The following is a 15,150-nucleotide window of genomic DNA, read 5'->3' as shown; positions in this document are numbered from 1 at the left end:
CTCTAGCGTTCTTTCGACGCGCAGGATCAGGAGCATCCAGCCATGACCGACACCCGGCAAAGCGAAACGATGTTCGGCAACACAGGCAGGGTCGGGGGCGGCTGGGGCTGGCTAGTCGCTTATGGCGTGGTATCTACCCTGCTGGGCATTGCGGCGCTCATCTGGCCGTTTCCCGCTACCCTCGCCGCCACGATGGTGATCGCCTTCGGCTTCGTGGTTTCAGGCGTGTTCTCGCTGATCGCCGGCATCCGCGGCACCGGCTCCGAAAGCCGCGTTTATTCGATCCTGCTCGGGCTTTTGTCGCTGGTCGCCGGCGGGATCATGGTGGCTCAACCGCTGACCGGTGCCATTTCGCTGACCGTCATCGTTGCAGCCTGGTTGATGGTGCGCGGCGTGATGGAGATCGTGTTCGGCATCCGCTTCCGGCGCCAGCGCTGGCTGATGATCGTGCTGGGGATCGTCAACATCCTGCTCGCCATGCTGATCGTGGCGACAGTGCCCATGTCCGCGCTCACCCTGCCAGGCTTCATCCTGGGGATCAGCTTCCTGCTCGGCGGGATCACCGCGATCATGGCCGGCATCGACCATCGCAGCAATGCATCGGCCTTCACCTTCCCGGGGTGAGAGGCTGAGGAGCTGAGCAGTCAGCTCCGGACGTTGCGACGCCGGAGCTGCACCGCCTACAGCAGCGCTGAGGTCAAAGCAGCTTTTCGATATCCTTCCGGATATCCTCGGGCTTGGTCGTCGGCGCATAACGATGCACCACCGCTCCCTCGCGATCGACCAGGAATTTGGTGAAGTTCCACTTGATCGCCTTGGATCCGAGCACGCCCGGTGCCTCGGCCTTGAGGCGTTCGAACAGCGGATCGGCGTTTGGCCCGTTCACCTCGACCTTCGCGAAGACCGGGAAGGTCACATCGTAGGTCAGCGAACAGAAGTTGGCGATTTCCGCAGCGTCGCCAGGCTCCTGAGCGCCGAATTGGTTGCAGGGGAAGCCAAGCACCTCGAACCCGCGTTCGCCATAGTCGCGGTGCAGCGTCTCCAATCCCTCATACTGCAGGGTGAAGCCGCATTTGGAGGCGGTGTTGACGATCAGCAGCACCTTGCCGCGGTAGTCCGCCAGCGAGGCCGTTGCGCCATCCGCGGTCTTCACCTCGAAATCGGTGATCGCAGCCATCAGCCCCTCTCCCTGTTACCTGTTGCTTCGTGCGAAGCGTCCCTCAAACCGGCAGCAAACTCAAGCAGGCTCGATCACGCCGTCGTGCAGGCGCACCACCCGGTCCATCTTGCTCGCCAGCCGTTCGTTGTGGGTGGCGATCAACGCCGCTGATCCCTCGCCGCGCACCAGCTTCAGAAATTCGCCCAGCACGCGATCGGCGGTTTGTTCGTCGAGATTGCCGGTCGGCTCATCCGCGAGCACCAGCGCTGGCCGGTTCGCCAGCGCGCGCGCCACGGCTACGCGCTGCTGCTCGCCGCCCGACAATTGGCTGGGACGGTGGGTCAGCCGATGGCCCAGGCCAAGCGCGGTCAGCAAGGTCGTGGCACGCGCCGTCGCTGCCTCGGTGGTCGCGCCATGAATCAGCTGCGGCAGCACGACATTCTCGATCGCGTTGAAATCGGGTAACAGGTGATGGAACTGGTACACGAAGCCCAATTGATCGCGGCGCACCTGCGTCCGTCCGTTCGCGTCGAGCTTCGCTGCTTCCTCCCCCGCGATGCGGATCGAGCCGTCGAAGCCGCCCTCCAGCAAACCGACGGCCTGAAGCAGCGTGGACTTGCCCGAGCCTGACGGGCCCAGCAGCGCGACGATCTCTCCCGGCCCGACCGACAGGTCGACGCCGCGGAGCACCTCAATCGTTTCCTCGCCCTGGGTGAAGCTGCGCGAAAGCCCTTCGGTCTGCAGAACGGCGGTCATCGACGAATTACTCATAACGCAGCACCTGCACCGGATCGGTGCTCGCCGCCTTGAACGCCGGGTAGATGGTGGCGAGCAGCGTCATGAGCGCAGTGATGACCACGATCGCAACGATCTCCACAGGGTCCGGCTTGGACGGGAGCTCGGTCAGGTAGCGGATCGAGGGATCCCACAGCTCCTGCCCGGTGACGAACTGAACGAAATTCACCACCGCCTGGCGATAGAACAGGAACAGCGCGCCCAAGACCAGGCCTGCCACAATGCCGAGCGTGCCGATCGTCACGCCCACCGTCATAAAAATCCGCATCATCGCGCCGCGCGTCGCGCCCATCGTGCGCAGGATGGCAATGTCGCGCGTCTTCGCCCGTACCAGCATGATCAGCGAGGACGCGATGTTGAACGCCGCGACCAGGATGATGATGCACAGCACCACGAACATCGCGATCCGCTCCACCGCCAGCGCCTCGAACAATTGCGCGTTCATCTGGCGCCAGTCGCTGATCACGGCAAAGCGGCTGACCTTCTGCGCCAGCGGCGCCAGTATCTGGCCGACGCGATCTGCATCCACAGTTTCCAGCTCAATCATGCCCACCGCGTCGCCGAGCAGCAGCAGCGTCTGCGCATCCTCCATCGGCATGATGACGTACGCCTTGTCGAAATCGTACACGCCGATCTCGAACACGGAAGAAACCGTGTAGTTGACGTAGCGCGGCACTGTACCGAACGGCGTCGTCTGCCCTGCCGGATTGATCAGCGTGATCTCAGAACCGACGGTCGCACCTAGCGATTCGGCGAGCCGCGATCCGATCGCGACGCGTCCGGCCCCGGGCGTCAGCGAACTGAGCGTGCCCGTGATCACCTTGCTACCGATGGTCGTGTTCGACCGGATATCCTGCACGCGCATACCGCGCACCAGCACCGCCTCGACACGGCCGTTATAGGTCGACATCAGCGGCTGTTCGACCAACGGCACGGCGCTGATCACGCCCGGCGTGGCATCAGCCTCGCGCACCACGTCGCGCCAGTCAGTCAGTCGCCCGCCGACACCCTGCACCACCGCATGGCCATTGAGCCCGACGATCTTGTCGAACAGTTCGGCCCGGAAGCCATTCATGACGCTCATCACGATCACGAGCGCCGCAACACCCAGCATCACCGCGCCGAGGCTGAACCCGGCCACGAGGACAATGAAGCGTTCGCCGCGCCCGGGAAGCAGATAGCGCCGCGCGATCATTCGTTCGTAGCGCGACAGGATCATGGCCCCCGCTCTATCGGCGCGGCTTCACACTGGCAACGTTGCTGTTGCGGAATCATCACAGCCCCCGATCAATCTGTTTAGCTGGCGTTCATTTTCGTGGACGCCTAACCAAGGAGCACGTAGCAACAGGCTACTGGCACACAGGCAAAGGCCGTGGTTCGGGGAAGCTTTCTGCCCCGCCTCTTGGTTGAGGCGCGCGGGCGGTAGCACAAGGGGGCTGACGAGCAATCGTCACGCAGGCGCCCGGATCGGAAACGATCCGGGCGTTTCCTTTTGCAGCAATGGCGGCAACCAAGCGCACCACTAAATCATCTTGTCCTGATCTAGATCGTTGTTCGCCACGTCGCCGCCATTACGGTGAAAGGCATGAGCAACAACGCCGCCATCCTCGCCATCGACCTTCTCAATACGTTCGACTTCGACGGCGGGGACAAATTGAAGCAAGCTGTTGCCGATATGGTGGAACCGGTTACCTCGCTTCGTCGCCAGGCTGCCGAGGCTGACGTTCCGGTCATCTTCGTCAACGACAATTACGGTCGCTGGCATGACGAACCGCATCAGCTGGTCGCCCATGTCGCCGCAGGAAAGGGCGGCGACCTTCTCGATCAACTGAAGCCTGGGCCGGACGACTATTTCGTCATCAAGCCGGAATCCTCCGGCTTCTATGCCACCACGCTTCCCGCGCTGCTGCCGCGGCTGGGCGTCTCGCGACTTGTGCTGATCGGCGTTGCGGCGGACATCTGCGTCCTGTTCACTGCGGCAGACGCTCATATGCGCGAATATGATCTGTGGGTGCCGAGCGATGCCGTCGCCTCTCAGCATGGTGAGCGCGCACATTGGGCGCTCGAGATGATGGAAAACGGCATGAGCGCAGAGACCCGCCCGACCAGCGACTTGTCGCTCAGCGACTGGCTCGTGAGCGAACCCAAGGTTCAGCCAGGCGCGCGCGGCTGATCTGTTGACCTGATCTGGCGGAAGCCTGCCGATCCTGCCAGAGTTGCCGGCAATGAACCGGCTAGCTCCCGACGACGACGATGCGCGCTTTGTACGTCGCCTTTTTCTGACCGTCGCCGTCGCGGCCCTGACCGCGATCCTTTACTTCACCGGCGACTTGCTGATCCTCGCGTTCGGATCGATCCTGGGCGCGATCGTCATTCACGCGATTGCCGAGATCTACGAAGAGCGGCTGCGTATCCCGACACGACCCGCGCTGATCACCGCGATCATCACGGTTCTAGCGCTGATCGTCTTTCTGGGCTGGCTGTTCGGCGTCGAGTTCCGGACGCAGGTCAACGTCCTCGTCACGCGATTGCCGGGCATTCTGAACGAGATTGGCGATCAGCTATCGGTATCGCCGGTGGGCGCCAAGGTGGTCGACGCGGTGCGCGCGGCATTCGCCGGTAGTCGCGTCGCGCAGGATATTGGCGGCATCGCGGAAGGCGCCGGGCAGTTCGTGCTGAACGCTCTCCTGGTCCTGGTCGGGGCGATCTTCTTCGCGGTGGATCCCAAGGTGTATGAGCGCGGCTTCCTCTTGCTGATGCCGCCCTCGAAGCGAGCGGTGGTCGAGGACGCGCTTCTCGATACCGCTTCCACGCTTCGCCTGTGGCTCCGCGCGCAGCTGATCCAGATGACGACCATGGGCGTCCTCGTCGGTCTGGGCCTCTGGTGGCTGGGTGTCCCCTCCGCTCCCGCGCTTGGCCTGTTGACCGGCCTCAGTGAGTTCATTCCCTATGTCGGGCCGGTCGCCGCAATGGTGCCGGCGCTCGGCCTCGCCGCGACTCAATCGATTAGCCACGTGCTGTGGACGCTGGGGGTGTTCGCAATCGTCCGGGTCATCCAGACCAACTTCATCACGCCCTTCGTCACCAGCCGCGTCGTGGCGATCCCGCCGGCGATCACGCTTTTCGCGATCCTGGCGATCGGTGCGGTATTTGGCTTGTTCGGCCTGTTCTTCTCGGCCGCTATCCTGGTGGTGGTCTACACCCTGATCCGCAGCCTCTATCTGCGTGATACGCTGGGCGAGCATATCCCTCGTTCGCGGCACCGGACACTTTTCGACTCCGCTGGAAATCAGCGCGACTCGCCGGAAAAGCTGGATTAATGTCTTATTTACCTTTTGCGTTCAGATGTTGAATGGTTAATGGATCGCTTGGGGTGTGTCGTTCAACCGCACGCTCGCAAACGGGGGACTGACGTATGCGCGTGCTGTTGATCGAGGACGAGCCGACGACCGCCAAGGCCATCGACCTGATGCTTTCGGCCGAAGGGTTCAACGTCTATTCGACGGATCTGGGCGAAGAGGGTTTGGACCTCGGCAAGCTCTACGATTACGATATCATCCTGCTCGACCTGAACCTGCCGGATATGCACGGCTATGACGTGCTGAAGAAGCTGCGCGTTGCGCGAGTGTCTACGCCGGTGCTGATCCTGTCCGGCGTGAACGAGATGGACTCCAAGATCCGCAGCTTCGGCTTCGGCGCGGATGATTACGTGACCAAGCCGTTCCATCGCGAGGAACTGGTAGCGCGCATCCACGCCGTGATCCGCCGGTCCAAGGGGCATTCCCAGTCGGTGATCCGCACCGGCAAGCTCTCGGTGAACCTTGATGCCAAGACCGTCGAGGTCGATGGCGCGCGCGTTCACCTGACGGGCAAGGAATATGCGATGCTGGAGCTGCTGTCGCTCCGCAAGGGCACGACGCTGACCAAGGAGATGTTCCTGAACCATCTCTATGGCGGCATGGATGAGCCCGAACTCAAGATCATCGACGTCTTTATCTGCAAGCTGCGCAAGAAGCTCAGCATGGCGTGCGAAGGCGAAAATTACATCGAAACGGTCTGGGGCCGCGGCTACGTGCTGCGCGAACTCGACGAGGTGCCCGCCAAGGTCGCCTGACGCTTCCCATAATATGGGGAAAGAAGCCGCGGCGTCGGGGGGCGCCGCGGCTTTTTATTTGTCTATCCGGCCCGTCAGGCTGCCGCGGCGCGTTTGCGTGCAACCAGATCCAGCAGATGATCGCGGAGCGCCGCCGTATTTGCGCTCCAGGTAAATCCTGCAGCATGTGCCCGGACCTGCTCGGCCGGTACGGCGGCAGTCAGAAGGTCGTTGATCGCCCCCGCCAAGGCGCCTGCGTCTCGCTCCACGATCCGCCCGGCGGTGGGGTCAGTCACCACTTCCTGTGCCCCGCCCGCGGCCGTGATCACGATCGGCGTGCCACAGGCCAGCGCCTCCACCCAGGCATTGGCCAGCCCCTCCGAGGATGAGGCAAGCGCCATCACGTCTGCCGCCGCCATCAGCGAGGGCAAGTCCCGGTGCGGCACTGATCCGAGCAGGCGCACCCTGTCGGCAACCCCGGCGCTGGCGGCGGCGGCCTGGATCGCGACACGTGACGGGCCCTCCCCGGCGATCAACAGCGTCGCGTCCGGCACGCTTTGCATCGCGCGGGCGACAATCTCATGCCCCTTGCGTGGGATCAGCGCCCCGACCGAGACGATCAGCGGCCCTTCCACCCCAAACCTGGTCTTGGCAATGCATCGGTCAAGCGGCGCAAAGCGGTCTAGATCAACCCCGGTATGATGCACGCGGATGCGCTCACTGAGCATGCCGGCCGAGACCATGTCGTCCCGCATTGCGCCCGAAACCGCGAGCAGCCCGTCCGCTGCCCTTCCTGCCGCCACGACAGAAGCCGCCGTCGCGGACTGTGTTCCCCAGAAATGGATGTCCGCGCCGCGCGCCTTGATCGACACAGGGACGCCATACCGCTTGCCCAGCGTGATTGCTGCCGGGCCATCGGGGAAGAAGAAGGACGCGTCGATCACATCGAAGGGGAAGTCCCGGCGCATGTCATCAAGCAGCGGGATCAGCGCTCGCGTCAGGGCGGCCACATGGAACCGGCCCTGTGTTCCCGGCCAGGTGGTGAATCGGGGCCGCTGCACCTGCATCCCCTTCCAGGTCTCGGCGGTGGGCACGCCCGCAAATGAGCGATATTGACGATGCAGGCGCACGGGCCAGGGCGGCATGCCGATCGGCGCAACGACCCTGACGGCCACGTCCTCTGCAGCGGCAAGCCCCAGCGTCTGGCGCTCCACGAACACACCAAAATTGGGCCGCGTCTGGTCGGGGAACAGGCTGGAAAGCGTTAGTACACGAAGCATCAACTTCCCCTTACAGCCCAGACGTTAAGGCCACGTAGGCATCGTTTTGGCCCCTTCTGGTCACCGGATCAGGCCGCTGCTAGACGATAGCGCATGGGTCACGCGCATCACCACGGACACGCGCATACGGCAACCGGTGGCCACGGCGCTGATCAGGATCACGGCCACGGGCATAGCCACGGACACGGGCACGGGCACGGGCATCACCATCATCCCGAGCCGCCAGCATCCTGGGACCGGGCATTTGCGATCGGCATTGGGCTGAACCTGATCTACGTGGTGGCGGAGGCGGGTGCCGGCCTATGGACGGGCTCGGTCGCGCTGCTGGCGGATGCCGGGCATAATCTTTCGGATGTTCTCGGCCTGGCTGTGGCCTGGGCAGGAGCAGCGCTGGCCCGCACCCCGCCGTCGAAGCGATTTACCTACGGGCTGAAGGGATCGACGATCCTCGCGGCACTGGCGAATGCGCTGCTGTTGCTCGTCGCGCTTGGCGCGATCGTGCTTGAGGCCGCGCAACGCTTTGCGGATCCGGCGCCGGTGCCGGGCCTGACGATTTCAGCGGTGGCGGCGGTAGGCATACTGATCAACGGCCTGACGGCCTGGCTGTTCGCCCGCGGGCGCAAGGGCGACGTGAACATTCGCGGCGCCTATCTCCACATGCTCGCCGACGCGGCCGTATCCGCAGGCGTTGTGATCGCCGGCATCGGCATCTGGATGTCGGGCTTCGGCTGGATCGACCCGGTCGTCAGCATCGTCATCGCTGCGCTGATTTTCTGGCAGACATGGGGGCTGCTGCGCGAGACAGTGGAGATGAGTCTCGCCGCCGTTCCCCGCGCAATCGATTATGATCGTGTGCGGGGCGCGCTGGGCGAACTGCCGGGCGTGATCCAGGTCCACGATCTGCACATCTGGCCGATGTCGACGACCGAACCGGTGCTGACCGCGCACCTATTGATGCCGGCGGGTCACCCCGGTGACGCCTTCCTCGCGGAGGCGCAGGACATGCTGCGTCAGCGCTTCAACATCGGTCACGCGACGCTTCAGGTCGAAACGGGCGAGGCCCCTTGCGTGCTGGAGCCGCACGGGGCGGTCTAGCCGTCAGTAACGATTAGCCGCAGCGACTGCGACTCGGGCGCCTCAATAGGCGCGCGCCACCGCGAACTCGACCGCCTCGATCATGGCGTCCTTTGCCGCGCCCGCGGGGAACGGCGCGATCGCGTCGATCGCCTGCTGCCCATAATGGCGCGCGCGCGCCATCGTATCGTCCACCGCATGGCTCGACCGGACCAGGGCGATCGCCTGCGCGAAATCCTCGTCGCTGTCGCGCCGACCCTCCACCGCATCTTTCCAGAAGGCGCGCTGCTCCGCGTCACCGCGCGCATATGCAAGGATGACCGGAAGCGTCATCTTTCCCTCGCGGAAGTCGTCGCCCGCGTCCTTGCCCATGGTGCCCGCGTCAGAGGTATAGTCGATCGCGTCGTCGACCAGCTGAAACGCGATACCCAGGTTCCGTCCGTAAGCGTCGAGCGCGGTCTCCTCCGCGTCGGAGCGATCCGCCACAACCGCAGCAATGCGGCAGGCCGCCGCAAACAGCGCAGCAGTCTTCGCATTGATGATTTCGAGGTAACGATCCTCGCCCAGATCAACGCGGCGGGCGGCGGTCAGCTGGTTCACCTCACCCTCGGCGATCACAGCGCTGGCGTTGGACAGGATCTTCAGCGCGCGCAGGCTGCCCGATTCCACCATCAACTCGAACGAGCGCGAAAAAAGGAAATCGCCCACCAGCACGCTAGCGGGATTGCCCCAGATGGTGTTGGCAGTGCGCTTGCCGCGCCGCAGGTCCGATCCATCGACCACGTCATCGTGCAGCAGCGTCGCGGTGTGGATGAATTCGACCGCAGCGGCGAGCCCGTGATGCTTGCTGCCCGAATAGCCGACCAGCTGCGCGCTCGCGAGCGTCAGCATCGGGCGCATCCGCTTGCCGCCCCCGGCGATCAGATGACCGGCGAGTTCGGGGATCAGCGGTATCTGCGACGTCATCCGGTTACGGATCGCATCATTCACGCGAAGCATGTCTTCCGCGACGAGGTGAATCATCGGGTCTAGCGACGGCTGGGTGCCGGCAAGGCGTTGGACGGTGGCGCTCATCTGCGACAGCCTCTACGGACGCGCGAGCAAGGCCGCAACTGCGGGGAACGTCATGGGAGGGCGCGAATGACAGACGAGGTGCTGAGGGGCTATCGCAAGAGCATCGACAATATCGATGCAGCGCTCGTCTGCCTGCTCGCCGAACGGTTCAAGGTGACCCAGGCTGTCGGGCGTCACAAGGCCGAGGCCGGTCTGCCCCCGGCAGACCCCGGCCGCGAAGACGCGCAGATTGCCCGGCTGCGCGCCTTGGCCGAGGAAGCCGAGCTCGATCCCGAATTCAGCGAGAAATTCCTGCGCTTCATCATCGATGAAGTGATCCGTCACCATGAGCGGCTGCGCGGCTGACAATTCGGCGTGCAGCCCGCGATCAGGACGGACGCGCCGGATCAGTTGCACCAGGGCCGGCGGCGTCCCTCCCACGGGCGGGCCAGTCCTTCTTCGACCAGCGCGTCACCCAGCGATTGGCCATTACGCGTGACGATGGCGAGACGTCGGCCATAACGGTCGGTGGCGCGATCGGCGTCAGCCAGCGTGACAGGGCCGGCGTTGAGCAGTTCCTGCAACCGGTGGGTGGCCTGCTCGCCGAGCGCCGCCTCCTCGGCACAGCGCGGCGGATGCGTTTCAGGCGTGTCTATATCGGCCAGGCGCACCTTCTCGCCGCCGATCCAGATCGTGTCGCCATCGACCACGCAATTCTCGCCCCCGCCCGTGTGGCACAGGGAGAAGTGGCGAACTGCCGCCCCGGCGCTGCTGGTCGAGGTGGCAGCGCCCGGCATGGTCGCATCGGGAACAAGCCACACGCCGGAGGCCAGCCCGGTGGCAATTGCCACCAACAGCGCCGCCACAAACGGCAGCTTCTTCCGCCGCCGCCGCTGCGCCGGCCAGAAGGAGATCGGTGTCGCCTGGCGACGAGCGGTGCGGTGGAAGGAACGATCATGGCGCATGAGGCAAGCTCGTGCCTGCCGATGGTAAGCGATCGATCAACCGTCATCGTTAACGCGCGCAATCGGCGCCGCGGGACGGTATCCGCGACGCCGTTTTGATACGTTTATTTTCCGGTGAACATCGCCGGGCGCTTCTCAAGGAAGCTTGCCATGCCCTCGCGGAAATCCTGGCTCTGGAACAAGGGCAGCAGCTGAAGATAGACGTGCTGCACATGGGTATCGAAGGTTTCCTCCATGCCCATACGCATCAGCCGCTTGGCGCCCTGCACCGCCATCGGCGCATTGGCAGCGATCTCCAGCGCCAGCTCCCGGGCGCGGGCGGCGACCTGATCGGCCGGCACGACTTCGTTGACGAGGCGTTCCTTGAGGCAATCTTCGGCGGACAGCGTGCGGCCGGTGAAGACGATCTCCGCCGCCTTGGCCCAGCCGATCATCCGCGGCAGGAACCAGGTGCCGCCCGATTCGGGCAGTACGCCGCGCTTCACGAAGGCCGCAGCGAGCTTCGCCTCCGCCGCCATCACGCGGATGTCGCAGCCCAGCGCCAGATCCATGCCATAGCCGGCGGCCGAGCCGTTGAGCGCTGCGATCACCGGCTTGTCGAGCGCGTGAAGCACCGTTGGCGGCGTGTTGCGCAGGTCGATCGTCGCGCCGAAGGTGGCCGACGAAGAGCCGATCCCCTCGCCCTGCGAGGCGGCATTCAGATCCAGCCCGGCGCAAAAGGCGCGGCCGGTGCCGGTCAGCACGATCACCCGCACCTCGCGATCCTCGCCCGCCTTAACCAAGAGGCGGGTCAGCTCGTCCAGCATCGGGCCGGAGATGGTGTTCATCCGCTCCGGGCGGTTCAGCGTCAGCGTGGCGACGCCGTCGGACACTTCATAGGTTACGTCTTCGCTCATTCTTCCTCTCCCCTCACGCGGACCGCGACAGGCGCGCGACCGTCGCTTCATATTCCGCCATCGTCTCATCGAAGATCTGCGCGATCGGCTTCACGTCGCGGATGCGGCCGGCGACCTGACCAGTGAGCGCGATGCCAGCCTCCAGATCGCCGCCGAAATAGACCGCTTGGGTATCGGCGAATTCGCCGAAGATGTTGGACGTCCCTTCCTTCTCGATCCGCGTCGTGCGTTCGGTGCGCAGCGCGCGGAGCGCCGGGCCGGGGCCGCTGCGGTTGAGGAACACGGTGTCGGTCGAGTCCGCCTCCAAGATCGCCGTCTTCCAATTCTCGTGCACCGGGCTTTCGGCCGAGGACAGGATGCGCGTGCCCATCAGCACGCCCTCCGCACCCAGCGCAAAGGCCGCGGCCATCGTCCGCCCGTCCATGATCCCGCCGGCGGCGACGACCGGCACGTCGACGGCTTCCACCACTTGGGGCACCAGCACCATGGTAGAGACGTCCTTGGCGTTCTTGAAACCGCCACCCTCGCCGCCTTCGACGATCAGGCCATCGACGCCCGCCTCCACCGCGCGCAGCGCGCCCGCGAGGCTGGGGACGACGTGGAACACGGTGAGGCCCGCCGCCTTCAGCATGCCGGTATATTTCATCGGGTCACCCGCCGAGGTGGTGACGAAGCGGATGCCCTGATCGATCACGAACTGGACGATGCCCGGATCGCGCACGAACGCCTGCGCGACGTTCACGCCGAACGGCTTGTCGGTCAGCTCTCGCATTTTCAGGATTTCGCCGCGCACGGCCTCCAGATCGCCCGACGAGGTCTCGATGATCCCCATGCCGCCGGCGTTCGACACGGCCGATGACAGATGCGATCGGGCGATCCAGCCCATCGCCGCCTGGATGATCGGTTTCTCGATCCCGAGCATTTCCGTGATGCGCGTCGTCAACGCCATCTTCCTCTCCCGTCCCAATTTGAAGGTCGGGTTCGCACGAGCAGCGCCTTGACGCTAGCCCCTTTCAAACAGTGAGTGCGAGGAGCGCAAAGGTCGCCAGCCAGTGCGTGCCCATGTAATCGTCGGCGAGATGCGCCAGGCTGGCGCCCAGGTGATCGTCCGCCGCCGCACGCGCTACCGGCGCGATCGGATGCGTCGGCAGCGCGGCCGCGATCGAGCGCCAGCACCACGCGCGGCTGAGATTGAGGCCGTCGAGATGCGCGATCTTCCCGTCGCTGCGATCCGAGACCACGGCGGGGGTGAACAGGCTTTGCGGGCGACCGGCCACGGCCTCCGGCAGAAAGACGTCGAACCAGCCGGCGAAGCCGTCGCCGAGCACGCGGCTCATCAGCAGCGCCTCGCACAAGGCGGAGGACAGGAATTCGTCGCCGCCCGGCTCCCATGCCTGGCAGCCGCGATCCTCGCCGAACCAGTCGCGCGCGCGCGCGTCGATCAGCGTCACCAGCACGGCATCATGCGTCAGGCCCCAGTCGCGCGCGAGCGTCAGCGCGAAGGCGGTGTTGTAGTGGGTGCCGACGCGGATCGGATAGGTGAGTTTGGGCAAATGCTGGTGAAAGCGCTCGGCAAAGGCGCGCGCGAGTGGCTCAAGCGCCGCGCCCCAGCCCGCGTCATGCCGCCCCGCTTCGCCATGCAGCGCCAGCGCCCAGGCCCAGCCATACGGCCGCTCGAAGCCGGCGGCGTACGGCCGCGCCAGCACCGCCAGTTCGCCGGCGACCTTCTCCGGCACCAGCATCTCGTCTGTGCGGCGGTGGATCTCGGCGGCCTCAGGCAGATCCGGGAACAGCCGCGCGATCGTCAGCAGCTGCCACCAGCCGTGGACGCAGCTGTGCCAATCGAAACTACCGTGAAAGATCGGGTGGATTTCATGCGGCTCGCGCAGATCCTCCGGCCCGGTCAGCACCTGATCAAGCTTGAAGGGATAACGCTGCCCGACGTGGCCCAGCGTTAGCCGGGCGAAGCCGGCGGCGACATCGGGCGTCAGGGTCATGCAACAATCCACCACAACAAAAGCACATTGAACACGAGCAGCGGCAGCGCCGTCGGCACCTGCGCACGGATCACGCCGTTGCGATCCTTCAGCTCAAGCAGTGCGGCGGGCACGAGATTGAAGTTCGCCGCCATCGGCGTCATCAGCGTGCCGCAGAAGCCCGCCAGCATGCCGACCGCCGCGACCGGTGCGGGATCCGCGCCATAGGCCTGGACCAGAAGCGGAATGCCGACCGCCGCGGCCATCACCGGAAAAGCGGCAAAGGCATTGCCCATCACCATCGTGAACAGCGCCATGCCGAGCCCGAAGGCGAGCACGGCGCCGAGCACGCTGCCGGTGGGGATGACGACACCGACCAGCCGGCCGACCACCTCGCCGACGCCCGCCAGCGCGAAGACCGCGCCGAGGCTCGCCAGCATCTGCGGCAGCACCGCGGCCCAGCCGATATCGTCCATCAATGCACGGCCAGCGCGGAACGGCTCGGCCGGCGCGGGCCGGAGCCAGGCGTAGCAAAGCGCAAGCGCCAGCAGCACGCCTGCCGCCAGCGCCACCAAGGTTGCCTGCTTGCCGTCGAACACGGCCGGGAATTGCTTGAATACGAAGGTGCCGATCAGCGCGGTCGCCGGGATCACCAGCGCGGGCACGAACACCATCGCGCCGCGCGCCGCGGGCTCACCGGCGGGTATGCGGCGCTTCATCCGCCCGCTCGCCGCGATCGCCACCAGCGCGAGGACGAGCACACCGTTGCCGATGTCGCCCAGCCAGTCGCCGGCGAGGAAGCTCGTCGCCACCAGCCCGTAGAAGCCGGTGTTGGCCCAGCGCCGCTCGGTGAAAGACAGGATCGCGAAGGCGAGGAAGGTGAGCCCCGCGACGAGATAGACGAAGTTCAGCCCGATCATGCGCGGCGCGCCTTGCGATCGAGCAGCCACAGCCGCGTGCCGTGGATGGCGAAGGCGGCGATTGCGGTGGGGATCGCCCAGACCGACATGTGCAGTGGCTCGACGAAGATGCCGTAGCCCTCCAGCACGCCCTTCATCAGCAGGATCGATCCGATCGCGATGAAGATGTCCTCGCCGAAGAACAGCCCGATATTGTCGGTGGCGGCGGCCATCGCCTTCACCTTTTCGGGATCATGCGCCTGCCCCGCCGCGGCCTCTGCCATGGGCGCAATCAGCGGGCGGACGGTCTGCGCCGGCCCGGCAACGGAGGTGAGGCCAAGCGCGGCCGTGATCTGGCGAAAGGCGAGATAGGCCATTAGCAGCCGCCCGGTCGTCAGCCCCTTCAGCCCGCCCACCAGTGAGCGCGCGCGTGCCTGCAAGCCGTTGCGCTCCAGCAGACCGATGACGGGAAGCACGATATAGATGGCGGTAACGTAGCGCGTGTCGTTGAACGCCTTGCCAAACGCGGCGAGAATCGCGAGCGGATCGATGCCCGCGGCCAGCCCGGTGACGAGCGCAGAGGCAGCGATCACCAACATCGGATTGAAGCGCAAGAGGAAGCCGAGCGCGATGATCGCGATGCCGGCGAGGACGAGCATCAGGCCACGCCCCGAGCGTCACTCCGCCGCCGCCCCGGGCGCCGCCATGTCATGGAAACCATCCGCCGATCTGTGCGGCAGCCGCGAGGCCGGGACAAGCCCGAAGCGGCGTCAGGGGCTTCGGTGTGATAGGTGCTTACCGATCAGATGCTGCAATGCTTTATAACCGTCACCGCTCGTGAAAGCGGGCCGGCAGGAACCGCCCATGTGTGGACGGCCCTCCGTTGGCAAGCTTGAACATCTGCTCTGCAATGCTGGTTGGTGCGGCCATGTGTCCGACCTGTTGGTGCGGCGCATGGTG

The 15,150-nt window shown here is 65.2% G+C and carries 17 protein-coding genes; 6 read left to right on the top strand and 11 right to left on the bottom strand.

The window, feature by feature from the left end; all coding sequences use genetic code 11:
- Positions 1–42 precede the first annotated feature (42 nt).
- Entirely contained in the window at positions 43–624 is a 582-nt protein-coding gene (locus K0S66_RS04980) for a DUF308 domain-containing protein (RefSeq protein WP_301074061.1), read from the top strand.
- Between the two features lie 73 nt (positions 625–697).
- Here K0S66_RS04980 and K0S66_RS04975 read toward each other — a convergent pair whose 3' ends face one another.
- The 3 genes from K0S66_RS04975 to K0S66_RS04965 are packed head-to-tail and all read right to left on the bottom strand — an operon-like array spanning position 698 to position 3,173.
- Complete coding sequence (locus tag K0S66_RS04975) at positions 698–1,177, bottom strand: glutathione peroxidase (RefSeq protein ID WP_301074059.1); 480 nt, start codon at positions 1,175–1,177, stop codon at positions 698–700.
- Between the two features lie 60 nt (positions 1,178–1,237).
- Positions 1,238–1,915 carry an ABC transporter ATP-binding protein gene (locus K0S66_RS04970; protein WP_301074058.1) on the bottom strand — a complete coding sequence of 226 codons (678 nt, stop codon included), beginning with the start codon at positions 1,913–1,915 and terminating at the stop codon, positions 1,238–1,240.
- Between the two features lie 7 nt (positions 1,916–1,922).
- Positions 1,923–3,173: a lipoprotein-releasing ABC transporter permease subunit gene (locus K0S66_RS04965; RefSeq protein WP_301074057.1), complete on the bottom strand. Its 1,251-nt coding sequence runs from the start codon at positions 3,171–3,173 to the stop codon at positions 1,923–1,925.
- A gap of 366 nt (positions 3,174–3,539) precedes the next feature.
- On the opposite strand from K0S66_RS04965, the gene K0S66_RS04960 reads away from it, so the two are divergent.
- The 3 genes from K0S66_RS04960 (at position 3,540) to ctrA (ending at position 6,068) form a co-directional block, all read left to right on the top strand.
- Positions 3,540–4,127 carry an isochorismatase family cysteine hydrolase gene (locus K0S66_RS04960; protein WP_301074056.1) on the top strand — a complete coding sequence of 196 codons (588 nt, stop codon included), beginning with the start codon at positions 3,540–3,542 and terminating at the stop codon, positions 4,125–4,127.
- Between the two features lie 52 nt (positions 4,128–4,179).
- Positions 4,180–5,274, top strand: coding sequence for an AI-2E family transporter (locus K0S66_RS04955; protein WP_301074055.1), 1,095 nt, complete (start codon positions 4,180–4,182; stop codon positions 5,272–5,274).
- Positions 5,275–5,369: 95 nt separating this feature from the next.
- On the top strand, positions 5,370–6,068 hold the full coding sequence (gene ctrA / locus K0S66_RS04950) for a response regulator transcription factor CtrA (RefSeq protein WP_301074054.1): 699 nt from the start codon (positions 5,370–5,372) through the stop codon (positions 6,066–6,068).
- A 74-nt stretch (positions 6,069–6,142) separates the two neighbouring features.
- On the opposite strand, the gene K0S66_RS04945 is transcribed toward ctrA, so the two are convergent.
- Entirely contained in the window at positions 6,143–7,327 is a 1,185-nt protein-coding gene (locus K0S66_RS04945; protein WP_301074053.1) for a glycosyltransferase, read from the bottom strand.
- A gap of 93 nt (positions 7,328–7,420) precedes the next feature.
- On the opposite strand from K0S66_RS04945, the gene K0S66_RS04940 reads away from it, so the two are divergent.
- Positions 7,421–8,422 carry a cation diffusion facilitator family transporter gene (locus K0S66_RS04940; RefSeq protein ID WP_301074052.1) on the top strand — a complete coding sequence of 334 codons (1,002 nt, stop codon included), beginning with the start codon at positions 7,421–7,423 and terminating at the stop codon, positions 8,420–8,422.
- Positions 8,423–8,464: 42 nt separating this feature from the next.
- Here K0S66_RS04940 and K0S66_RS04935 read toward each other — a convergent pair whose 3' ends face one another.
- Positions 8,465–9,475, bottom strand: a complete 1,011-nt coding sequence (locus K0S66_RS04935) for a polyprenyl synthetase family protein (RefSeq protein ID WP_301074051.1) — start codon at positions 9,473–9,475, stop codon at positions 8,465–8,467.
- Between the two features lie 66 nt (positions 9,476–9,541).
- Between K0S66_RS04935 and K0S66_RS04930 the strand changes: the two genes are divergently transcribed.
- Complete coding sequence (locus tag K0S66_RS04930) at positions 9,542–9,820, top strand: chorismate mutase (protein WP_301074050.1); 279 nt, start codon at positions 9,542–9,544, stop codon at positions 9,818–9,820.
- Between the two features lie 41 nt (positions 9,821–9,861).
- On the opposite strand, the gene K0S66_RS04925 is transcribed toward K0S66_RS04930, so the two are convergent.
- The 6 genes from K0S66_RS04925 to K0S66_RS04900 form a co-directional block, all read right to left on the bottom strand.
- Positions 9,862–10,419, bottom strand: a complete 558-nt coding sequence (locus K0S66_RS04925; protein ID WP_301074049.1) for a thermonuclease family protein — start codon at positions 10,417–10,419, stop codon at positions 9,862–9,864.
- 104 nt (positions 10,420–10,523) lie between these two features.
- Complete coding sequence (locus K0S66_RS04920) at positions 10,524–11,315, bottom strand: enoyl-CoA hydratase/isomerase family protein (RefSeq protein ID WP_301074048.1); 792 nt, start codon at positions 11,313–11,315, stop codon at positions 10,524–10,526.
- Positions 11,316–11,328: 13 nt separating this feature from the next.
- On the bottom strand, positions 11,329–12,264 hold the full coding sequence (locus K0S66_RS04915; RefSeq protein WP_301074047.1) for a nitronate monooxygenase: 936 nt from the start codon (positions 12,262–12,264) through the stop codon (positions 11,329–11,331).
- A gap of 64 nt (positions 12,265–12,328) precedes the next feature.
- Positions 12,329–13,312, bottom strand: coding sequence for a DUF2891 domain-containing protein (locus K0S66_RS04910; RefSeq protein WP_301074046.1), 984 nt, complete (start codon positions 13,310–13,312; stop codon positions 12,329–12,331).
- A complete protein-coding gene (locus K0S66_RS04905; RefSeq protein ID WP_301074045.1) occupies positions 13,309–14,211 on the bottom strand; it encodes a DUF979 domain-containing protein in 903 nt (300 codons plus the stop codon). Before K0S66_RS04905 ends, K0S66_RS04910 begins: the two co-directional genes overlap by 4 nt.
- Positions 14,208–14,849: a DUF969 domain-containing protein gene (locus K0S66_RS04900; protein ID WP_301074044.1), complete on the bottom strand. Its 642-nt coding sequence runs from the start codon at positions 14,847–14,849 to the stop codon at positions 14,208–14,210. Before K0S66_RS04900 ends, K0S66_RS04905 begins: the two co-directional genes overlap by 4 nt.
- Positions 14,850–15,150 lie beyond the last annotated feature (301 nt).

This window comes from Sphingomonas sp. (assembly GCF_029239295.1).
Lineage (GTDB): Bacteria > Pseudomonadota > Alphaproteobacteria > Sphingomonadales > Sphingomonadaceae > Sphingomonas.
The sequence above is the reverse complement of the archived record's forward strand: the minus strand, read 5'-3'. Positions and strand labels throughout refer to the sequence as shown.

What these genes read in the sequence shown, in the direction of transcription:
- K0S66_RS04980 (WP_301074061.1), top strand. Translation starts at nt 43, where the DNA reads ATGACCGACACCCGGCAAAGCGAAACGATGTTCGGCAACACAGGCAGG.
- K0S66_RS04975 (WP_301074059.1), bottom strand. Translation starts at nt 1,177, where the DNA reads ATGGCTGCGATCACCGATTTCGAGGTGAAGACCGCGGATGGCGCAACG.
- K0S66_RS04970 (WP_301074058.1), bottom strand. Translation starts at nt 1,915, where the DNA reads ATGACCGCCGTTCTGCAGACCGAAGGGCTTTCGCGCAGCTTCACCCAG.
- K0S66_RS04965 (WP_301074057.1), bottom strand. Translation starts at nt 3,173, where the DNA reads ATGATCCTGTCGCGCTACGAACGAATGATCGCGCGGCGCTATCTGCTT.
- K0S66_RS04960 (WP_301074056.1), top strand. Translation starts at nt 3,540, where the DNA reads ATGAGCAACAACGCCGCCATCCTCGCCATCGACCTTCTCAATACGTTC.
- K0S66_RS04955 (WP_301074055.1), top strand. Translation starts at nt 4,180, where the DNA reads ATGAACCGGCTAGCTCCCGACGACGACGATGCGCGCTTTGTACGTCGC.
- ctrA (WP_301074054.1), top strand. Translation starts at nt 5,370, where the DNA reads ATGCGCGTGCTGTTGATCGAGGACGAGCCGACGACCGCCAAGGCCATC.
- K0S66_RS04945 (WP_301074053.1), bottom strand. Translation starts at nt 7,327, where the DNA reads ATGCTTCGTGTACTAACGCTTTCCAGCCTGTTCCCCGACCAGACGCGG.
- K0S66_RS04940 (WP_301074052.1), top strand. Translation starts at nt 7,421, where the DNA reads ATGGGTCACGCGCATCACCACGGACACGCGCATACGGCAACCGGTGGC.
- K0S66_RS04935 (WP_301074051.1), bottom strand. Translation starts at nt 9,475, where the DNA reads ATGAGCGCCACCGTCCAACGCCTTGCCGGCACCCAGCCGTCGCTAGAC.
- K0S66_RS04930 (WP_301074050.1), top strand. Translation starts at nt 9,542, where the DNA reads ATGACAGACGAGGTGCTGAGGGGCTATCGCAAGAGCATCGACAATATC.
- K0S66_RS04925 (WP_301074049.1), bottom strand. Translation starts at nt 10,419, where the DNA reads ATGCGCCATGATCGTTCCTTCCACCGCACCGCTCGTCGCCAGGCGACA.
- K0S66_RS04920 (WP_301074048.1), bottom strand. Translation starts at nt 11,315, where the DNA reads ATGAGCGAAGACGTAACCTATGAAGTGTCCGACGGCGTCGCCACGCTG.
- K0S66_RS04915 (WP_301074047.1), bottom strand. Translation starts at nt 12,264, where the DNA reads ATGGCGTTGACGACGCGCATCACGGAAATGCTCGGGATCGAGAAACCG.
- K0S66_RS04910 (WP_301074046.1), bottom strand. Translation starts at nt 13,312, where the DNA reads ATGACCCTGACGCCCGATGTCGCCGCCGGCTTCGCCCGGCTAACGCTG.
- K0S66_RS04905 (WP_301074045.1), bottom strand. Translation starts at nt 14,211, where the DNA reads ATGATCGGGCTGAACTTCGTCTATCTCGTCGCGGGGCTCACCTTCCTC.
- K0S66_RS04900 (WP_301074044.1), bottom strand. Translation starts at nt 14,849, where the DNA reads ATGCTCGTCCTCGCCGGCATCGCGATCATCGCGCTCGGCTTCCTCTTG.